Here is a 16,208-nt window from a genome sequence, read left to right as displayed (position 1 = left end):
GAACGCATGCGCGCAATCGAAGTGGCACGGTTCGGCGGCCCCGAGGTGCTCACCCTCGTCGACCTCCCGGCTCCCGAGCCCGGCCCAGGTCAGCTGCTGGTACGGACCGACGCCGTGGGCATCAACTTCATCGACACCTACTTCCGCACCGGGCTGTACCCGCGGGAGCTGCCGTACGTCCCCGGGACCGAGGGCACCGGCCGCGTCGTCGCGGTGGGTGAGGGCGTGGCCGACGTGGGGGTCGGCGACCGGGTGAGCTGGGCGTCGGCCGACGGTTCCTACGCGGAACAGGTGCTCGTGCCGGCGGCGGTGGCCGTACCGGTGCCCGACCCCGTTCCCGCCGAGCAGGCCGCGTCGGCGCTGCTCCAGGGCATGACCGCGCACTACCTGCTGAATTCGACGTATCCGGCGCAGCCCGGCGAGACGGTGCTGGTGCACGCGGGCGCCGGCGGCGTGGGCCTGCTGCTCACCCAGCTCGCCGCCGCGAAGGACGTGCGGGTGATCACGACCGTCTCCACCGACGAGAAGGAGACCCTGTCGCGGGAGGCGGGCGCGGCCGAGGTGCTGCGCTACACCGACGACCTCGCCGAGCGGGTCCGTGACCTCACCGGCGGGGAGGGCGTCGCGGCCGTCTACGACGGGGTCGGCGCCGCCACGTTCGAGTCGTCGCTCGCATCGCTGCGCATCCGCGGCACGCTGGCGCTGTTCGGCGCCGCCAGCGGCCCGGTGCCGCCGTTCGACCTGCAGCGACTCAACCCGGCCGGCTCGCTGTACGTCACCCGCCCCACCCTCGCGCACCACGTGCGAACGCGCGAGGAGCTGATGTGGCGGGCGGGCGACGTGTTCGCCGCCGTCGCCGACGGCACCCTGACCGTCCGTGTCGGCGCCCGGTATCCGCTGGCGCAAGCGGAGCAGGCACACCGGGACCTCGAGGCCCGCCGCACGACCGGCTCGATTGTGCTGGTCCCCTGAGGCCCGCCCCGAGCGAATGTATCGTTCCGTCGCTCAGCGGCAGCGGACGATACATTCGCTCGGCCCCGGCGCGGACGCTGACGCGGATCAGAAGAACGAGGCGACGGTGCGCAGGTCGAGCACCGAGTCCACGGCCAGGCCCAGGCACACCAGGGCGAGGTAGTTGTTGGACTGCAGGAACAGCTTGAGCGGCTTGACCGCCGCTCCGCCCCGGACGCTGCGGTACAGCTGGTGCGCGACGAGCAGGAACCACGCGCCCGCGGCGACGGTCACCACCGCGTACACCAGGCCGGCGGCCGGCACGAGCACCAGCGTCGCCAGGACGGTCGCCCACGTGTAGAGCAGGATCTGCTTGGTGACGTGCTGCTCGCTCGCGATCACGGGCAGCATGGGCACGCCGGCGGCCTTGTAGTCCTCCTTGTAGCGCATCGCCAGGGCCCACGTGTGCGGCGGCGTCCAGAAGAAGATCACCAGGAACAGCACGATCGGTTCCCAGCTCAGCGAGCCGGTGACCGCGGCCCAGCCGACCATCACCGGCATGCACCCGGCGGCTCCGCCCCACACCACGTTCTGCCAGGTCCTGCGCTTGAGGACCATCGTGTAGACCAGCACGTAGAAGGCGATCGTGGCAACGACGAGCAGGCCGGCGAGCAGGTTCGCCCGCCACCACAGCCACAGGAACGACACGACGCCGAGCACCATGCCGAACACGAACGCGTGCCGGGTCGGGACGGCCTGCCGGGCCAGCGGCCGCAGCGCCGTCCGTTTCATCACCTTGTCGATGTCGGCGTCGACGACACAGTTCAGCGCATTCGCGCTGGCCGCGCCCATCCACCCGCCGAACAGGGTGCTCAGGATGAGCACCAGGTCGACCTCGCCGCGGTCGGCGAAGAGCATCGCCGGGATGGTCGCCACCAGCAGCAGCTCGATCACGCGCGGCTTGGTCAGCGCGATATAGGCGAGCACCGTGCCCGAAACGCGTCCCCACACCGTGTCGGGGCGAGGCGCCCGGGGTGTCTCGGGGGCGCCGAAGCCGTGTCCTCCCGGCCGTTGCCCTGTCCGCACCCTGTCTCCTTGCACCACGCGATTACGCACCTTCGCTCGCCGTCGCCCTACTACGAACGATGGTAGACGTCGCGCAGGCCCGGACCGAATCGACCCGCAAAGCGCAGCACATTACTCTGGAGGGGCGCTCGAGGCTTTCGCGCCCGCACGCTCCCCGTATACCCATGTCAGGAGACTTCTGCTCGTGTCGATCACAGACGAGATCCGCTCTCTCACCCAGGCAGTGCACCCCGCCGACTGGACCGACCTCGACACCAAGGCCGTCGACACCGCCCGCGTGCTCGCCGCCGACGCGGTCCAGAAGGTGGGTAACGGACACCCCGGCACGGCGATGAGCCTGGCCCCGGTGGCCTACACGCTGTTCCAGAGGGTGATGCGGCACGACCCGACCGACCCGCACTGGGTGGGACGGGACCGGTTCGTGCTCTCGTGCGGGCACTCGAGCCTGACCCTCTACATCCAGCTGTACCTGTCGGGCTACGGGCTCGAGCTCGCCGACCTCGAGGCGCTGCGCACGTGGGGTTCGAAGACCCCCGGCCACCCCGAGTTCGGGCACACCGCGGGGGTGGAGATGACCACCGGCCCGCTCGGGCAGGGCCTGGCCTCCGCCGTGGGCATGGCGATGGCGGCGCGCCGCGAACGCGGCCTGTTCGACCCGGACGCGGCGACCGGCGCGAGCCCGTTCGACCACCACGTCTACGTCCTCGCCTCCGACGGCGACATCGAGGAGGGCGTGACGTCGGAGGCCTCGTCCCTCGCGGGCGTGCAGCAGCTCGGCAACCTGATCGTCTTCTACGACGACAACAAGATCTCCATCGAGCACGACACGGCGATCGCGCTCGGTGAGGACGTCGCCAAGCGCTACGAGGCGTACGGCTGGCACGTGCAGACCGTCGAGGGCGGCGAGAACGTCACCGCGATCCTCGACGCCGTCGAGGCCGCCAAGGCCGTCACCGACAAGCCGTCGCTCGTCGTGCTGCGCACCATCATCGGCTACCCGGCGCCGACCAAGATGAACACCGGCGACGTGCACGGCGCCGCCCTCGGCGCCGACGAGGTCGCCGCCGTCAAGACCGCCCTCGGCTTCGACCCCGCCAAGCACTTCGACGTCGACCCGGCCGTGATCGAGCACACCCGCGCCGTCGTCGAGCGCGGCGCGGCGGCCCGCACCGCATGGCAGGCCGAGTTCGACGCGTGGGCGGGCCGGGAGCCGCAGCGCAAGGAGCTGTTCGACCGGTTGCAGTCCGGGGACTTCCCGGCCGGCTGGACCGAGGCGCTGCCCACCTACGAGCCGGCCGCCAAGGGCCCGGCCACCCGCAAGGCGTCCGGCAGCGCCCTCGCCGCGCTCGGTCCGGTGCTGCCCGAGCTGTGGGGCGGTTCGGCGGACCTGGCGGGCTCGAACAACACCACGATCCCCGGCTCGGATTCGTTCGGCCCGGTGTCGATCTCCACGAAGGACTGGAACGCCCAGCCGTACGGGCGGACGCTGCACTTCGGCGTGCGCGAGCACGCGATGGGTTCGATCCTCAACGGCATCGCCCTGCACGGCCCGACCCGCCCCTACGGCGGCACCTTCCTGGTGTTCAGCGACTACATGCGTCCCGCGGTGCGGCTCGCCGCGCTCATGCAGACCCCGGCGATCTACGTGTGGACCCACGACTCGATCGGCCTCGGCGAGGACGGCCCGACGCACCAGCCGGTCGAGCACCTCACGGCGCTGCGCGCCATCCCCAACCTGGCCGTGATCCGCCCCGGCGACGCGAACGAGACCTCGTTCGCGTGGGCCGCCGCGCTGGAGAACAAGACCGGCCCGACCGCCCTGGCCCTGACCCGCCAGGACGTGCCGGTGCTGGAGGGCACCCGCGAGAAGGCCGCCGAGGGCCTGGCCCGCGGCGCGTACGTGCTGGCCGAGGCGTCGAGCGGCACCCCGGAGGTGGTGCTGCTCGGCACCGGCTCGGAGTTGCAGCTCGCCGTCGCGGCCCGCGAGGTCCTCGAGGCCGACGGCGTCCCCACCCGCGTGGTGTCGGTGCCGGTCCTCGACTGGTTCCTCGAGCAGGACCAGGCGTACCGCGACGCGGTGCTGCCGCCGGCGGTGCGTGCCCGCGTCTCCGTCGAGGCCGGCCTGGCGATGCCGTGGTACCGCCTGCTCGGCGACGCCGGTGAGGCCGTTTCGCTCGAGCACTTCGGCGCCTCCGCCGACCACAAGACCCTGTTCCGCGAGTTCGGCATCACCGCCGAGGCCGTCGTCGACGCCGCCCGCCGCTCGCTGACCCGAGTGAAGGGATGATCCCGATGACCCAGCAGGTAACCCAGAACGAGAACCTCGCCCAGCTCTCGGCCGCCGGTGTGTCCGTGTGGCTCGACGACCTCTCCCGGGACCGCATCGAGTCCGGCAACCTTGCCGAGCTGATCGCCACCCGCAGCGTGGTGGGCGTGACCACCAACCCGTCGATCTTCCAGGCCGCGCTCAGCAAGGGTCACGTCTACGACGCCCAGGTCCGTGAGCTCGCCCTGGCCGGCGCCGACGTGGACACCACCATCCGCACCGTCACCACCGACGACGTGCGCGCCGCGTGCGACGTCCTGGCCCCGGTGTTCGAGGCCACCGGCGGCGTCGACGGCCGCGTCTCCATCGAGGTCGACCCGCGGCTGGCGCATTCCACCGACGCGACCGTGCAGCAGGCGATCGAGCTGTGGCGCATCGTGGACCGCCCCAACCTGCTCATCAAGATCCCCGCGACGGTGGCCGGCCTGCCCGCCATCGCCCGCGTGATCGGCGAGGGCATCAGCGTGAACGTGACGCTGATCTTCTCGGTCGAGCGCTACGAGCGGGTCATCGAGGCCTACCTCGACGGCCTGACCGCCGCCAAGTCGGCCGGCCACGACCTGTCGACGATCCACTCGGTGGCCTCGTTCTTCGTCTCCCGCGTCGACACCGAGATCGACGCGCGGCTCGAGGCCATCGGCACCCCCGAGGCCCTCGCGCTGCGCGGTAAGGCCGGCGTCGCCAACGCCCGCCTGGCGTACGCGGCGTACCGCCGGGCGTTCGAGTCGGGTGCCCGGTTCGAGCAGCTCGCCGCCGCCGGGGCGCGGCCGCAGCGCGCTCTGTGGGCGTCGACCGGGGTGAAGAACCCGGAGTACTCGGACACCCTGTACGTCACCGAGCTGGTCGCCCCGCACACGGTCAACACCATGCCGGAGAAGACCCTCGAGGCCGTCGCCGACCATGGGGAAGTCACCGGCGACACGGTCACCGGCACCGAGAAGGCCGCCGCGAACGTGTTCTCCGCGCTGTCGACGATCGGGGTGAACCTGCCCGAGGTGTTCCGCAAGCTCGAGGACGAGGGCGTCGAGAAGTTCGAGGTGTCCTGGAACGAGCTGCTCGCCGCCACCTCCGAGCAGCTGATCGCGCACGGCGCGAAGAGCTGACGCGGTGCGCGAACCCGAGACGGCGGCGTGGGTCAACCCACTCCGGGACGAGCGCGATCGGCGGCTGCCCCGGATCGCCGGGCCGTGCGCCCTGGTGATCTTCGGGGTCACCGGTGACCTGGCCCGCCGCAAGCTGATGCCGGCGGTGTACGACCTGGCCAACCGCGGCCTGCTGCCGCCCGGGTTCGCGCTCGTCGGCTTCGCCCGGCGGGACTGGGTCGACGAGGACTTCGGCCGGGTCGTCCACGACGCGGTGAAGGCCAACTCGCGCACCAAATTCCGCGAGGAGGTGTGGAACCGCCTGGCCGAGGGCATTCGCTTCGTGCAGGGCAGCTTCGACGACGACGCCGCGTTCGCCGAACTCGCGTCGACGCTCGCCGAACTGGACAAGGCCCGCGGCACGGGCGGCAACCACGCCTTCTACCTCTCCATCCCGCCGAATGCGTTCCCGGTGGTGTCGGCGCAGCTGAAGCAGTCCGGGCTCGCGATCGCGCGGGAGGGCACGTGGAGCCGCGTGATCATCGAGAAGCCGTTCGGCCACGACCTGACGAGCGCCCGGGAGCTGAACCGGCTGGTCGCCGAGGTGTTCCCCGAGGAGGCGGTGTTCCGCATCGACCACTACCTCGGCAAGGAGACGGTGCAGAACATCCTGGCGTTGCGGTTCGCGAACCAGCTGTTCGACCCGCTGTGGAACGCGCACTACGTCGACCATGTCCAGATCACGATGGCCGAGGACATCGGCCTCGGCGGCCGCGCCGGCTATTACGACGGCATCGGCGCCGCCCGGGACGTGATCCAGAACCACCTGTTGCAGCTGCTCGCGTTCATCGCCATGGAGGAACCGATCAGCTTCGACCCGGCCGAGTTGCGGGCGGAGAAGATCAAGGTGCTCTCCGCGACCAGGCTCGCCGAGCCCCTCGACGAGACCACCGCCCGCGGCCAGTACATCGCGGGCTGGCAGAACGGCGGTCAGGTCGTCGGCCTGCACGAGGAGCAGGGCTTCGCGGCCGACTCGACCACCGAGACGTACGCGGCGATCACGTGCGAGATCGACACCCGCCGCTGGGCCGGAGTGCCGTTCTACCTGCGCACCGGCAAGCGCCTGGGCCGGCGCGTCACCGAGATCGCGATCGTGTTCAAGCGGGCCCCGCACCTGCCGTTCGATCAGACGATGACCACCGAGCTCGGCCAGAACGCACTCGTGATCCGGGTGCAGCCGGACGAGGGGGTCACCCTCCGCTTCGGCTCCAAGGTGCCCGGGTCGGGCATGGAGGTCCGCGACGTCAACATGGACTTCAGCTACGGCCAGGCGTTCACCGAGTCCTCCCCCGAGGCGTACGAGCGGCTCATCCTCGATGTGCTGCTCGGCGTGCCGTCCCTCTTCCCCGTCGACGACGAGGTCGAGCTGTCGTGGAAGATCCTCGACCCGGTGCTCGAGCACTGGGCGGCACACGGTAAGCCCGAACCGTACGAGGCCGGCACCTGGGGACCGTCGGCAGCCGACGAGATGCTCCGTCGCTCGGGCCGCGAATGGAGACGCCCGTGAGAATGCAGTTGCGCAACGCGACCGCGATCGACATCAGCAAGCAGCTGGTCCAGCTGCGGCAGACCGGGGGCATCGTCACGCAGGGGCGCGTGCTCACGCTGGTGGTGTGCACCGACGGTCCGCGCGGACTCGAGGCCGCGATCACCGCGGCCATCGGGGCGTCGCGGGAGCATCCGTGCCGTGTGATCGTCGTCGGCCGCGGCCGCGCGGGCGGCGAACCGCGCATGGATGCGGAGATCCGCATCGGCGGCGACGCCGGCGCCTCGGAGGTGCTGATCCTCGCGTTGCACGGCCCGCTCGCCGACCACCAGGAATCGGTGATCGTGCCGTTCCTGCTGCCGGACACCCCGGTGGTGGTGTGGTGGCCGAACACGCCCCCGGAGGTGCCCGCGGCGGATCCGGTGGGCCGGCTCGCCGTGCGTCGCCTGACGGACGCGACGAACTCGTCGCGCCCCATGGCCGAGATCGTCTCCCGGCTGCCCGGCTACACCCCCGGCGACACCGACCTCGCGTGGGGCCGGATCACCTACTGGCGGGCGTTGCTCGTCTCCGCGCTCGACCAGCCGCCGTTCGAGCCGATCGAGTCGGCGCTGGTGTCGGGGCTCGGCAGCGAACCCGCGGTGGATCTGCTCGCGGGCTGGCTCGCGAGCCGGATCGACGGCCCGGTCCAGCGCGCGGTGGGCGATCTGCGGGTCGAACTGCGCACCCGCACCCAGACGATCTCGCTCGAGCGGCCCCAGGACGGGCGTGTCGCGACGTTGCGGCGCACCGGTAAACCCGATTCGCTGATCACGCTCGCACGCCGCGACTCCTCGGAATGCCTCGCCGAGGAACTGCGGCGGCTCGACCCCGACGAGGTGTACCACTCGGCCCTGACCGCACTGTCCAAGGTGGAGTATGTCTGACGTGCACGACACTTCCCAGAACGTCCGCGTGCGGCGCTGCGAGACGGGCGACGACGTCGCGCGAGCGGCCGCCGCAGCCTTCGTCGAGGCCGTGGTCGCCGCGCAGCACGCCCGCGGCCGCGCGTCGGTGGTGCTCACCGGGGGCGGCACCGGCATCGCCGTGCTCGATGCGGTCCTGCGTGCCCCCGGTGGGATCGACTGGTCCGCGGTCGACGTGTACTTCGGCGACGAGCGATATCTGCCGCCGGGCGACCCGGAGCGCAACGAGGTCCAGGCGCGCGCGGCGCTGCTCGACCACGTGCCGCTCGATCCGGCGCGGGTGCACGCGATGCCCACCCTCGACGAGGCCGGGGCCGGTTCCCCCGACTCGGCGGCGCGCACGTACGAGGAGGTGCTCGCCGCGAACTCCCCCGACGGCACGACCCCCGAGTTCGACGTGCACCTGCTGGGCATGGGCGGCGAGGGCCACATCAACTCCCTGTTCCCGCACACCGACGCGGTGCGCGAGCAGGACCGCTTCGTCGTCGGCGTCGAGGACTCCCCCAAGCCGCCCGCCGCGCGGGTCACGCTCACCCTTCCCGCGATCCGTCGCGCCCGGCAGGTGTGGCTGCTCGTCACCGGTGCGGCCAAGGCCGAGGCCGTCGCGGCCGCGGTGGGCGGCGCCGCCCCGGTGGACGTCCCGGCGGCCGGGGCGTGGGGCCGCGAGCAGACCGTGTGGTTCCTCGATGCGGAGGCCGCCGCGGCACTGCCCGCCGACTGACCGTCACCGCCACGGTCCGTCCCGGTCGGGCTCGCCCGCCCGTGGATCCGGGGGCCGGCAGCCGTCGGTCACGCCGCAGCGCAGGCGCGCGGTCCAGCTCGGGTTGCGGGTCGTGGGCAGCCCGGTGAAGCGGGCACGGCTGCAGCGCACCGTCCTACGGTCCATGGTGGGGCTCCTCCCCTGTGGTGTTCCCTGCCTCGTTCGACGCCGCGGCCGCCCCGGCGGTTCCCCGCCGAGTCGGTCCGACCCCGAACCCGGCAGGGTGACACCCGGCGGATCACAATGGGGACAGCACTGCGTGGAAAGGAGCGTTCGATGAGCACCCCGACCACCGTCCTCGGCGAGATCCGTCCCGAGCACGGCTGTCCGGACGGGTCCTCGCTCGTGACCCTGCACTACGTGCGCAGTTTCGCGCTGCCGGTGGGCGAGGTGTGGGCGGCGTTGACCGAGTCGGACCGGCTCGAACGCTGGTACGGACGGTGGACGGGCGACCCCACCTCCGGACGGGTGCGGCTGACGATGACCGACGAGCACGACACGGCGACGACGGACGTGCGGATCCTGCGCTGCGATCCACCCCACGAGCTCGGCGTCGACCAGGACGGGTGGCATCTCGAGGTCACCTTGAAGCAGGTCGGTGTCGTCACCACGCTCGAGTTCTCCCACCGGCACGTACCGCGGTCGGAGACCTCGGAGGTCGGTCCCGGCTGGCAGTACTATCTCGACCGGCTCGACGCCGTGCTCGCCGGCCGCGCCCTGCCCCGCTGGGACGGCTACCTCGACCTCGCCGACGAGTACCGCTGAACACCGCACAGGTGCTGGGCCGGCTCGCCGACGCCCTCGGCCACCGCGGAATCCGTCTGTACCCGGCCCGCGACAGCGGGGTGGTCCGCGACGTGCTCGTCGCCGCCGGGGACGAGGCCTTGCTCGCGCACGCGCATCCGACCGTGGAGGCGGCGGGCACCGCTGCCCGCGTCGAACTGGACGAGGCCGACGGTCCGGATCGGTGACTGCGCCCGCGCACGCCGGAGCCGCACGCTCCGTCTGCACGGGTCCGGCCGCCTCGCCGGCGGCGGGCAGCGCCGGCGGCGGATTCCCCGATTCCGTGCACCCGCCGCGACGGGCCGACCGTACCCTCGACACAGCCGAGATTCCGAGGAGGGCGGCGTCATGAACGCAGGCGGTGCCAGCGAGACGACCCGGCGGAACCTGCAGGCCGCGGCGGCCGCGCTGCCCGCGGACGACGGGCAGGATTCCGAGGACGTGACGCGCGGGTTCGTCGGCCGCAGCGAGCAGCGGCGGATCACCGGCGCGGACGGGCGGGTGGTGTGGGACCTCGACGCCTACGCGTTCCTGGACGGGTCCGCGCCGGAGACGGCGCATCCGAGCCTGTGGCGGCAGGGACGGCTGCTCGCCGAGGACGGCCTGTTCGAGGTGGTGCCGGGGATCTACCAGCTGCGCGGATTCGACCTGTCGGTGATGACCGTCGTCGAGGGTGAGGCCGGGGTGATCGTGATCGACCCCCTGATCAGCGCGGAGACCGCCGCGGCCGCCCTGGCCCTGTACCGCGGGTACCGCGGCGACCGACCCGTCTCCGGGATGATCTACACCCACTCCCACGTCGACCACTTCGGCGGTGTCAAGGGTGTGCTCGACCCGGGGCTCGTCGAGGCCGGGACGGTCCCCGTCGTCGCCCCGGCCGGGTTCCTCGAACACGCGGTGGCGGAGAACCTCTTCGCCGGCACGGCGATGTCGCGCCGCTCGGGCTACATGTACGGCGCGGCGCTCGAGAAGGGTCCGGCCGGTCAGATCGGGGCCGGGCTGGGCCAGACCACCTCGGCCGGCACCGTCACGCTCATCGCGCCGACCGTCGACATCACCGCGACCGGGCAGGAACTCACCGTCGACGGGGTGCGGATGGTCTTCCAGCTCACCCCCGGCACCGAGGCCCCGGCCGAGATGAACATCTGGTTCCCCGATCGGCGTGCCCTGTGCGCGGCGGAGAACGCCACCCACACCATGCACAACATCCTCACGCTGCGCGGCGCGGTGGTGCGCGACGCGCACGCCTGGGGCCACTACCTCAACGAGACGATCGGCCTGTGGGGCGACGCGCTCGACGTCGTGTTCGCCTCGCACCACTGGCCGACGTGGGGCCGCGAACGTGCGCTCGAATTCCTGTCCGTGCAGCGCGACATGTACCTGTACCTGCACGATCAGACGCTGCGGATGATGAACCAGGGGCTCGTGGGCGCGGAGATCGCCGAGCGGTTCGAGATGCCCCCGGCCCTGGCGGCCGCGTGGCACACCCACGGCTACTACGGCTCGGTGAGCCACAACGTCAAGGCGATCTACCAGCGGTACATGGGGTGGTACGACGGCAATCCCGCCAACCTGTGGGCCCATCCCCCGGTCGAGGCAGCCCGCCGGTACGTCGACGCCATGGGCGGCGCCGACGCCGCCCTCGCCGTCGCGCGGGACGCCTTCGAGGAGGGCGACTACCGCTGGGTGCTCGAGGTCTGCAAGCATCTGCTGTTCACCGACGACACCGACCAGGCCGCCCGGGCCCTGCAGGCCGACGCGATGGAGCAACTCGCGTACGGCTCCGAGAACGGCACCTGGCGCTGCATCTACCTGGCCGGCGCGAAGGAGCTCCGCGACGGGATCTTCGGCTCGCCCGTGCAGTCCTCGGGCGACTTCCTCGATGCGCTGACCGTCCCGCAGCTCTTCGACAGCCTGGCCGTGCGGGTGGACGGGCCGCGCGCGTGGGACCTGCGGCTCGTGATCTCGTGGATCCTCACCGACCTCGGGATCACGTATCTCACGGAGCTGCGGCACGGCGTGCTCAACCACCGGACCGTCGACGCGCCGCTGCCGGGCAGCACGGTGTTCACCCTCACCCGCCGCGCGCTGATCGGTGCGCTCACCGGGCAGCTGGATCCGGCGACGGCCCTCGCGGACGGGACGATCGCGGTGACGGGCGACCCGACGGTGGCGGGCCGGCTCTTCGAGGTGCTCGCACCGGTGGATCCGGACTTCGCGATCGTCACGCCCTGACTCCCGCCGCTGCCGGGACCGCGGCGCGGTCCGGAGGTCAGCCGGGCCTGAGCACGGCGGCGTCGCCGAGGTCGTGGGACACGGTGAAGGTGCGGGAGGTCAGGCGCCAGCCGTCCCGGGTGCGGGTCCACCGATCGTCGTATTCGCCGAAACACTCGTAACTCGCTCCGGCGGCCGGACCCGCGCCCTGATGGTGGACGCGGGCATACGTCAGTGACCGGGCCCGGTCGCCGTCGACCTCGACACGGTGGTTGCCCAGCAGATGCTGCGACGGTCCGCAGCCACCGAGGTGCGCGCGGACCACGGCGACGATGCCGTCGCGGCCCGCGGCACCGTAGCCGGTGGCAGAGTCGGTGAAGGCGGCCCCGAGGGCCTCCCAGTCGCGGCGGTCGAGGGCGGCGGCGAGCTCGGCGAGCCGTTCGATGATCTGTTCGCGGTCGTGTGTCACCTGTCCCGTTGTAGCGGGCTCACGGCCGTGCGGGGCGCCGTCTTCCCGCTGAGCGGGCACGGGGCCCCGGCGTTCGGCCGCTGTCACCCCGCCGCTAGCCGCTGTTGCGCAGCGCGGTCGCGAGCCCGTTCATCGTCAGCTGGATGCCGCGGCGGACCCGGTCGGTGTCCTCGCCCGCGCGGAATCGGCGCAACAGTTCGACCTGCAGGTGGTTCAGCGGCTCGAGGTACGGGAAGCGGTTGTGCACCGATCGGGCCAGCGCCGGGTTGTCCGCGGTCAGGTCGGGGTGACCGGTGATCGCCAGGTAGGTGCGCACGGTGCGGTCGTGTTCGGCGGTGATCTTGTCGAACACCCGGTGCCGCAGATCGGGATCGGGCACCAGCTCGGCGTAGCGCGCCGCGAGACCGAGGTCGGACTTGGCCAGCACCATCGCCATGTTGGACAGCACGGTGCGGAAGAACGGCCAGCGGCGGTACAGGCCGGTGAGGGTGGCCAGACGCTCGTCGTCGCCGCCGATCCAGGTCTCGACGGCGGTGCCGGTGCCGTACCAGCCGGGCAGCATGACCCGGGACTGGGTCCACGCCAGCACCCAGGGGATCGCCCGCAGGTCGGCGATCGACGACGTCGGCTTGCGGGAGGTGGGCCGGCTGCCGATGTTCAGGGCCCCGATCTCCGCGACCGGCGTGGCGGTCCGGAAGTACTCGACGAAGCCGGGGGTCTCGTGTACCAGGTCGCTGTAGGCGGTGCGGGCGAGTTCGGCGAGCTCGTCGAGCACCGCGTACGCCGGGGCGGCGTCGCTGCCGAGTCCCTCGACGTCGAGGAGGGTGGACTCGAGGGTCGCGGCGACGAGTGATTCGAGGTTGCGGCGCGCCAGCTTCGGCTCGGCGTACTTCGCGGCGATCACCTCGCCCTGCTCGGTCAGCCGCAGCGAGCCGGCGACGGCCCCGGGCGGCTGCGCGAGGATCGCGTCGTAGCTCGGGCCACCGCCGCGGCCGACGGTGCCGCCGCGGCCGTGGAACAGGCGCAGCCGGATCCCGGCGGTGCGCGCGGCCTCCACCAGGTCGAGTTCGGCCCGGTACAGCGCCCAGTTCGCGGCGAGGTACCCGCCGTCCTTGTTCGAATCCGAGTAGCCCAGCATGACCTCCTGCACGCCGCCGGCGGCGTCGACGAGGTTGCGGAACTCGGGGACGGCAAGGGCGGCGGTGAGGATCTCGGCGCCGTGCCTCAAATCGTCGATGGTCTCGAACAGCGGGATCACCGCGACCGGGCAGCGCGGTCCCGCGACGTCGTGCTCGACGAGACCGACCTCGTCGAGCAGGATCACGGCCTCGAGCAGATCGGACACCGACCCGCACATGCTGACGATGTAGTGCGGCACCGCCTGGGGTCCGAGGCGCGCGACGGCGTCGGCGGCGGCGCGCAGCACGCCGAGTTCGCGGGTGGTGTCGGCGCCGAGCCGCGCGCCGGGCGCGCTGAGGGGCCGACGGGTGCGCAACTCCGCGGCGAGCAGGGCGACCTTCTCGTCCTCGGGCAGGGTTGGATAGTCGTCGGTGACGCCCGCCCAGGCGAGCAGTTCGGCGATCACCCGGCCGTGCACCTCGGAGTTCTGCCGCAGGTCGAGGGAGGCGAGGTGGAAGCCGAAGGCCTCGACGGCGCCGCGGACGTGCGCGAGCCGGTCGTCGGCGAGGGCGGCGCCGCCGCCGGCGCGCAGGGCGACGTCGAGGATGTCGAGGTCGGCGAGCAGGTCGGCGGGCGTGTCGTAGCCGGCCAGTGGGCTCGGCAGCGCGTGCGGGGGCGGTTCGTCCAGCAGTCGTGCCGCGGTGGCGGTCAGGCGGCCGCGGATGCCGCGCAGCGCGCGGCGGTACGGTTCGTCGGCGCGCGACGGGGCGTCGTCACCGGAGGCGTCGGCGAGCCGGCCGAGGTCGTCGGTGATGCGGACCAGGCGCGCGGACATCGACAGTTCCCGCTCGAGCTGTTCGAGCTCGGCGAGGTGGTGGCCGAGGGCGGTCGCGGCGGCCCGGTCGGTGGCGCGGTGGACGACCTCGGCGGTCACGTTGGGGTTGCCGTCGCGGTCGCCGCCGATCCAGGTTCCGGTGCGCACCAACGGGTCCGGCAGCAGGGGGACGCCGGGCCAGCGTTCGCGCAGGGCGCGCCGGACCTCGGCGTTGAGGGCCGGGACGACGCGGAACAGGGAGGCGTCGTAGTACCGCAGGCCGACCTCGATCTCGTCCTGGATGCGGAGGCGGGCGAGCCGGATGAGGGCGGTCTGCCACAGGGTGAGGATCTGCCGCCACAGCTGCAGGTCGATGTCGGAATGCTCGTCGGGCTCGGCGCGTTCGCGGCGGCGCATGAGGTCGGTGATGCGGCTCTGCACGTCGAAGACGGTTCGGCGGCGGGTCTCGGTGGGGTGGGCGGTGATCACCGGGGAGACGAGGGCGCCGTCGAGCGCGGCGGCGACCTCGGCGGGGTCGAGTTCGGCGGCGTCGAGTTTGCGGTAGGTGGCGGCCAGCGAGCTGTCCTGTGCCGGTTCCCCGGCGCGCACGTGCACGGCGCGGCGGCGTTCGCGGTGCAGGTCCTCGGCGAGGTTCGCCAGCAGCGCGAAGTGGCTGAAGGCGCGGATGACGGGGAGGGTGTCGTCGGTGGGGACGTCGGCGAACATCGCCGCGACCTCGGCCCGGTCGATCTCGGAGCGGCGCACCCGGAAGCTCTCGACGCGGGCGCGTTCGACGAGGGCGAAGAGGTGCTCGCCGGCCTGTTCCCGGACGATGCGGCCCAGCATCCCGCCGAGCAGCCGGATGTCCTGGCGCAGGGGCTCGGTGGCGGAGCGGGACCCGGAGGGGTCGGCCGGGCGGGCGGTATCCGTCATCCGGTCAGTATCGCGGCCGACGCACGACGGCGCGACCCGGAATTCCGGGTCGCGCCGTCGTGCGGAGCGATCAGCTGAACTTGATCTGCAGGCCGATGCCGAGGATGGCGATCAGCCAGACGATGCCGGTGAAGACGGTCAGCCGGTCGAGGTTCTTCTCGGCGACACTGGAGCCGGACAGGCTGGACTGGACACCGCCACCGAACAGGGTGGACAGACCGCCGCCCTTACCGCGATGCAGCAGCACGAGCAGGATCAGCAGCAGGCTGGTGGTGATCAGCAGGATGTCGAGGAACAGTGCCATGGCGCCAGACTACAGGGCGCCGTCGCGGCGTCCTTCCGGGCCTCGGGAGGATCCGGAAGGGCGCCACGGGTGCTTACAGCGGGCCGCCCGCGGCGATCGCGGAGAGCTGTGCGAACTCGTCGGCCTTGAGCGAGGCGCCGCCGACGAGACCGCCGTCGATGTCGGGCTGGGCGACGAGCTCGCCCACGTTCTTGGCGTTGACCGAGCCGCCGTAGAGCACGCGGACGGCGTCGGCGACCTCCGGGGAGGCGAGCTCGGCGAGGGTGGCGCGCACCGCGGCGCACACCTCCTGGGCGTCGGCGGCCGAGGCCACCTTGCCGGTGCCGATGGCCCACACCGGCTCGTACGCGACGACGATCTTCGCGATCTCGTCGGACGAGAGCCCGGCGAGGGACCCGCGCAGCTGGGCGACGTTGTGGGACACGTGCCGGCCGGCCTCGCGGACGTCGAGGCCCTCGCCGATGCAGACGATCGGGGTCAGCCCGTGCCGCAGGGCCGCCTTGGTCTTGGCGAGCACGCTCTGGTCGGTCTCGCCGTGCAGCGTGCGCCGCTCGGAGTGGCCGACGACGACGTAGGCGCAGCCCAGCTTGGCCAGCATCGCACCGCTGATCTCGCCGGTGTAGGCGCCGGAGTCGTGGGCGGAGACGTCCTGGGCACCGTAGGTGAGCAGCAGCTTGTCGCCCTCGATCAGCGTCTGGACGCTGCGGATGTCCGTGAACGGCGGCAGCACCGTCACGTCCACCTTCTCGAGGTACTTCTCCGGCAGCGCGAAGGCGATCTTCTGCACCAGGGCGATGGCCTCGAGGTGGTTGAGGTTCATCTTCCAGTTGCCGGCGATGAGCGGCTTACGGGTCAT

General features: G+C 72.1%; 15 protein-coding genes. 9 read left to right on the top strand and 6 right to left on the bottom strand.

All coding sequences use genetic code 11. The annotated features are described in order from the left end of the window. Nucleotides 1–6: 6 nt before the first annotated feature. Nucleotides 7–972, top strand: coding sequence for a quinone oxidoreductase (locus tag KZJ41_RS14435; RefSeq protein WP_006936604.1), 966 nt, complete (start codon nucleotides 7–9; stop codon nucleotides 970–972). 87 nt (nucleotides 973–1,059) lie between these two features. On the opposite strand, the gene KZJ41_RS14430 is transcribed toward KZJ41_RS14435, so the two are convergent. Further along, a complete protein-coding gene (locus tag KZJ41_RS14430; RefSeq protein WP_050035221.1) occupies nucleotides 1,060–2,037 on the bottom strand; it encodes a heme o synthase in 978 nt (325 codons plus the stop codon). Nucleotides 2,038–2,221: 184 nt separating this feature from the next. Between KZJ41_RS14430 and tkt the strand changes: the two genes are divergently transcribed. Genes tkt through pgl form a run of 5 tightly spaced genes read left to right on the top strand, consistent with a single transcriptional unit; the run spans nucleotide 2,222 to nucleotide 8,677 of the window. Then, complete coding sequence (gene tkt / locus KZJ41_RS14425; RefSeq protein ID WP_050035219.1) at nucleotides 2,222–4,324, top strand: transketolase; 2,103 nt, start codon at nucleotides 2,222–2,224, stop codon at nucleotides 4,322–4,324. A 5-nt stretch (nucleotides 4,325–4,329) separates the two neighbouring features. Further along, complete coding sequence (tal, locus tag KZJ41_RS14420; protein WP_029543636.1) at nucleotides 4,330–5,466, top strand: transaldolase; 1,137 nt, start codon at nucleotides 4,330–4,332, stop codon at nucleotides 5,464–5,466. Between the two features lie 4 nt (nucleotides 5,467–5,470). Continuing rightward, nucleotides 5,471–7,012: a glucose-6-phosphate dehydrogenase gene (gene zwf / locus KZJ41_RS14415; protein ID WP_006936597.1), complete on the top strand. Its 1,542-nt coding sequence runs from the start codon at nucleotides 5,471–5,473 to the stop codon at nucleotides 7,010–7,012. After that, the gene (gene opcA, locus KZJ41_RS14410) at nucleotides 7,009–7,917 is read left to right on the top strand and encodes a glucose-6-phosphate dehydrogenase assembly protein OpcA (RefSeq protein ID WP_373566476.1); all 909 of its coding nucleotides are present in this window, start codon (nucleotides 7,009–7,011) and stop codon (nucleotides 7,915–7,917) included. Before zwf ends, opcA begins: the two co-directional genes overlap by 4 nt. Next, nucleotides 7,910–8,677, top strand: coding sequence for a 6-phosphogluconolactonase (pgl, locus tag KZJ41_RS14405; protein ID WP_050035218.1), 768 nt, complete (start codon nucleotides 7,910–7,912; stop codon nucleotides 8,675–8,677). Before opcA ends, pgl begins: the two co-directional genes overlap by 8 nt. 3 nt (nucleotides 8,678–8,680) lie before the next feature. Here pgl and KZJ41_RS14400 read toward each other — a convergent pair whose 3' ends face one another. Then, entirely contained in the window at nucleotides 8,681–8,842 is a 162-nt protein-coding gene (locus tag KZJ41_RS14400; protein WP_157127583.1) for a hypothetical protein, read from the bottom strand. A 150-nt stretch (nucleotides 8,843–8,992) separates the two neighbouring features. Between KZJ41_RS14400 and KZJ41_RS14395 the strand changes: the two genes are divergently transcribed. The 3 genes from KZJ41_RS14395 to KZJ41_RS14385 all read left to right on the top strand — a co-directional run bounded on the left by KZJ41_RS14395 (nucleotide 8,993) and on the right by KZJ41_RS14385 (nucleotide 11,734). Beyond that, the gene (locus tag KZJ41_RS14395; RefSeq protein WP_050035217.1) at nucleotides 8,993–9,481 is read left to right on the top strand and encodes an SRPBCC domain-containing protein; all 489 of its coding nucleotides are present in this window, start codon (nucleotides 8,993–8,995) and stop codon (nucleotides 9,479–9,481) included. Between the two features lie 11 nt (nucleotides 9,482–9,492). Further along, nucleotides 9,493–9,687, top strand: coding sequence for a hypothetical protein (locus tag KZJ41_RS14390; protein ID WP_006936588.1), 195 nt, complete (start codon nucleotides 9,493–9,495; stop codon nucleotides 9,685–9,687). A gap of 160 nt (nucleotides 9,688–9,847) precedes the next feature. After that, nucleotides 9,848–11,734, top strand: a complete 1,887-nt coding sequence (locus tag KZJ41_RS14385) for an alkyl/aryl-sulfatase (RefSeq protein ID WP_251550935.1) — start codon at nucleotides 9,848–9,850, stop codon at nucleotides 11,732–11,734. Between the two features lie 37 nt (nucleotides 11,735–11,771). Here KZJ41_RS14385 and KZJ41_RS14380 read toward each other — a convergent pair whose 3' ends face one another. From KZJ41_RS14380 to tpiA, 4 genes are all read right to left on the bottom strand, one after another. Then, a complete protein-coding gene (locus KZJ41_RS14380) occupies nucleotides 11,772–12,182 on the bottom strand; it encodes a nuclear transport factor 2 family protein (protein WP_006936582.1) in 411 nt (136 codons plus the stop codon). A 94-nt stretch (nucleotides 12,183–12,276) separates the two neighbouring features. Next, a complete protein-coding gene (gene ppc / locus KZJ41_RS14375; RefSeq protein ID WP_050035215.1) occupies nucleotides 12,277–15,048 on the bottom strand; it encodes a phosphoenolpyruvate carboxylase in 2,772 nt (923 codons plus the stop codon). A gap of 70 nt (nucleotides 15,049–15,118) precedes the next feature. Continuing rightward, the gene (gene secG, locus KZJ41_RS14370; RefSeq protein ID WP_003939471.1) at nucleotides 15,119–15,352 is read right to left on the bottom strand and encodes a preprotein translocase subunit SecG; all 234 of its coding nucleotides are present in this window, start codon (nucleotides 15,350–15,352) and stop codon (nucleotides 15,119–15,121) included. Nucleotides 15,353–15,425: 73 nt separating this feature from the next. Beyond that, the gene (tpiA, locus tag KZJ41_RS14365; RefSeq protein WP_050035214.1) at nucleotides 15,426–16,208 is read right to left on the bottom strand and encodes a triose-phosphate isomerase; all 783 of its coding nucleotides are present in this window, start codon (nucleotides 16,206–16,208) and stop codon (nucleotides 15,426–15,428) included.

Source organism: Rhodococcus sp. 11-3 (assembly GCF_023704055.1).
In the GTDB taxonomy this organism is placed as follows: Bacteria; Actinomycetota; Actinomycetes; order Mycobacteriales; family Mycobacteriaceae; genus Rhodococcus; species Rhodococcus aetherivorans.
Note: the sequence above shows the minus strand (reverse complement) of the source record. Positions and strands in the feature narration are given on the sequence as shown.

Coding starts and splice junctions, on each gene's coding strand:
- KZJ41_RS14435 (WP_006936604.1), top strand. CDS start 7: ATGCGCGCAATCGAAGTGGCACGGTTCGGCGGCCCCGAGGTGCTCACC.
- tal (WP_029543636.1), top strand. CDS start 4,330: ATGACCCAGCAGGTAACCCAGAACGAGAACCTCGCCCAGCTCTCGGCC.
- pgl (WP_050035218.1), top strand. CDS start 7,910: ATGTCTGACGTGCACGACACTTCCCAGAACGTCCGCGTGCGGCGCTGC.
- KZJ41_RS14400 (WP_157127583.1), bottom strand. CDS start 8,842: ATGGACCGTAGGACGGTGCGCTGCAGCCGTGCCCGCTTCACCGGGCTG.
- KZJ41_RS14395 (WP_050035217.1), top strand. CDS start 8,993: ATGAGCACCCCGACCACCGTCCTCGGCGAGATCCGTCCCGAGCACGGC.
- KZJ41_RS14385 (WP_251550935.1), top strand. CDS start 9,848: ATGAACGCAGGCGGTGCCAGCGAGACGACCCGGCGGAACCTGCAGGCC.
- ppc (WP_050035215.1), bottom strand. CDS start 15,048: ATGACGGATACCGCCCGCCCGGCCGACCCCTCCGGGTCCCGCTCCGCC.
- secG (WP_003939471.1), bottom strand. CDS start 15,352: ATGGCACTGTTCCTCGACATCCTGCTGATCACCACCAGCCTGCTGCTG.
- tpiA (WP_050035214.1), bottom strand. CDS start 16,208: ATGACCCGTAAGCCGCTCATCGCCGGCAACTGGAAGATGAACCTCAAC.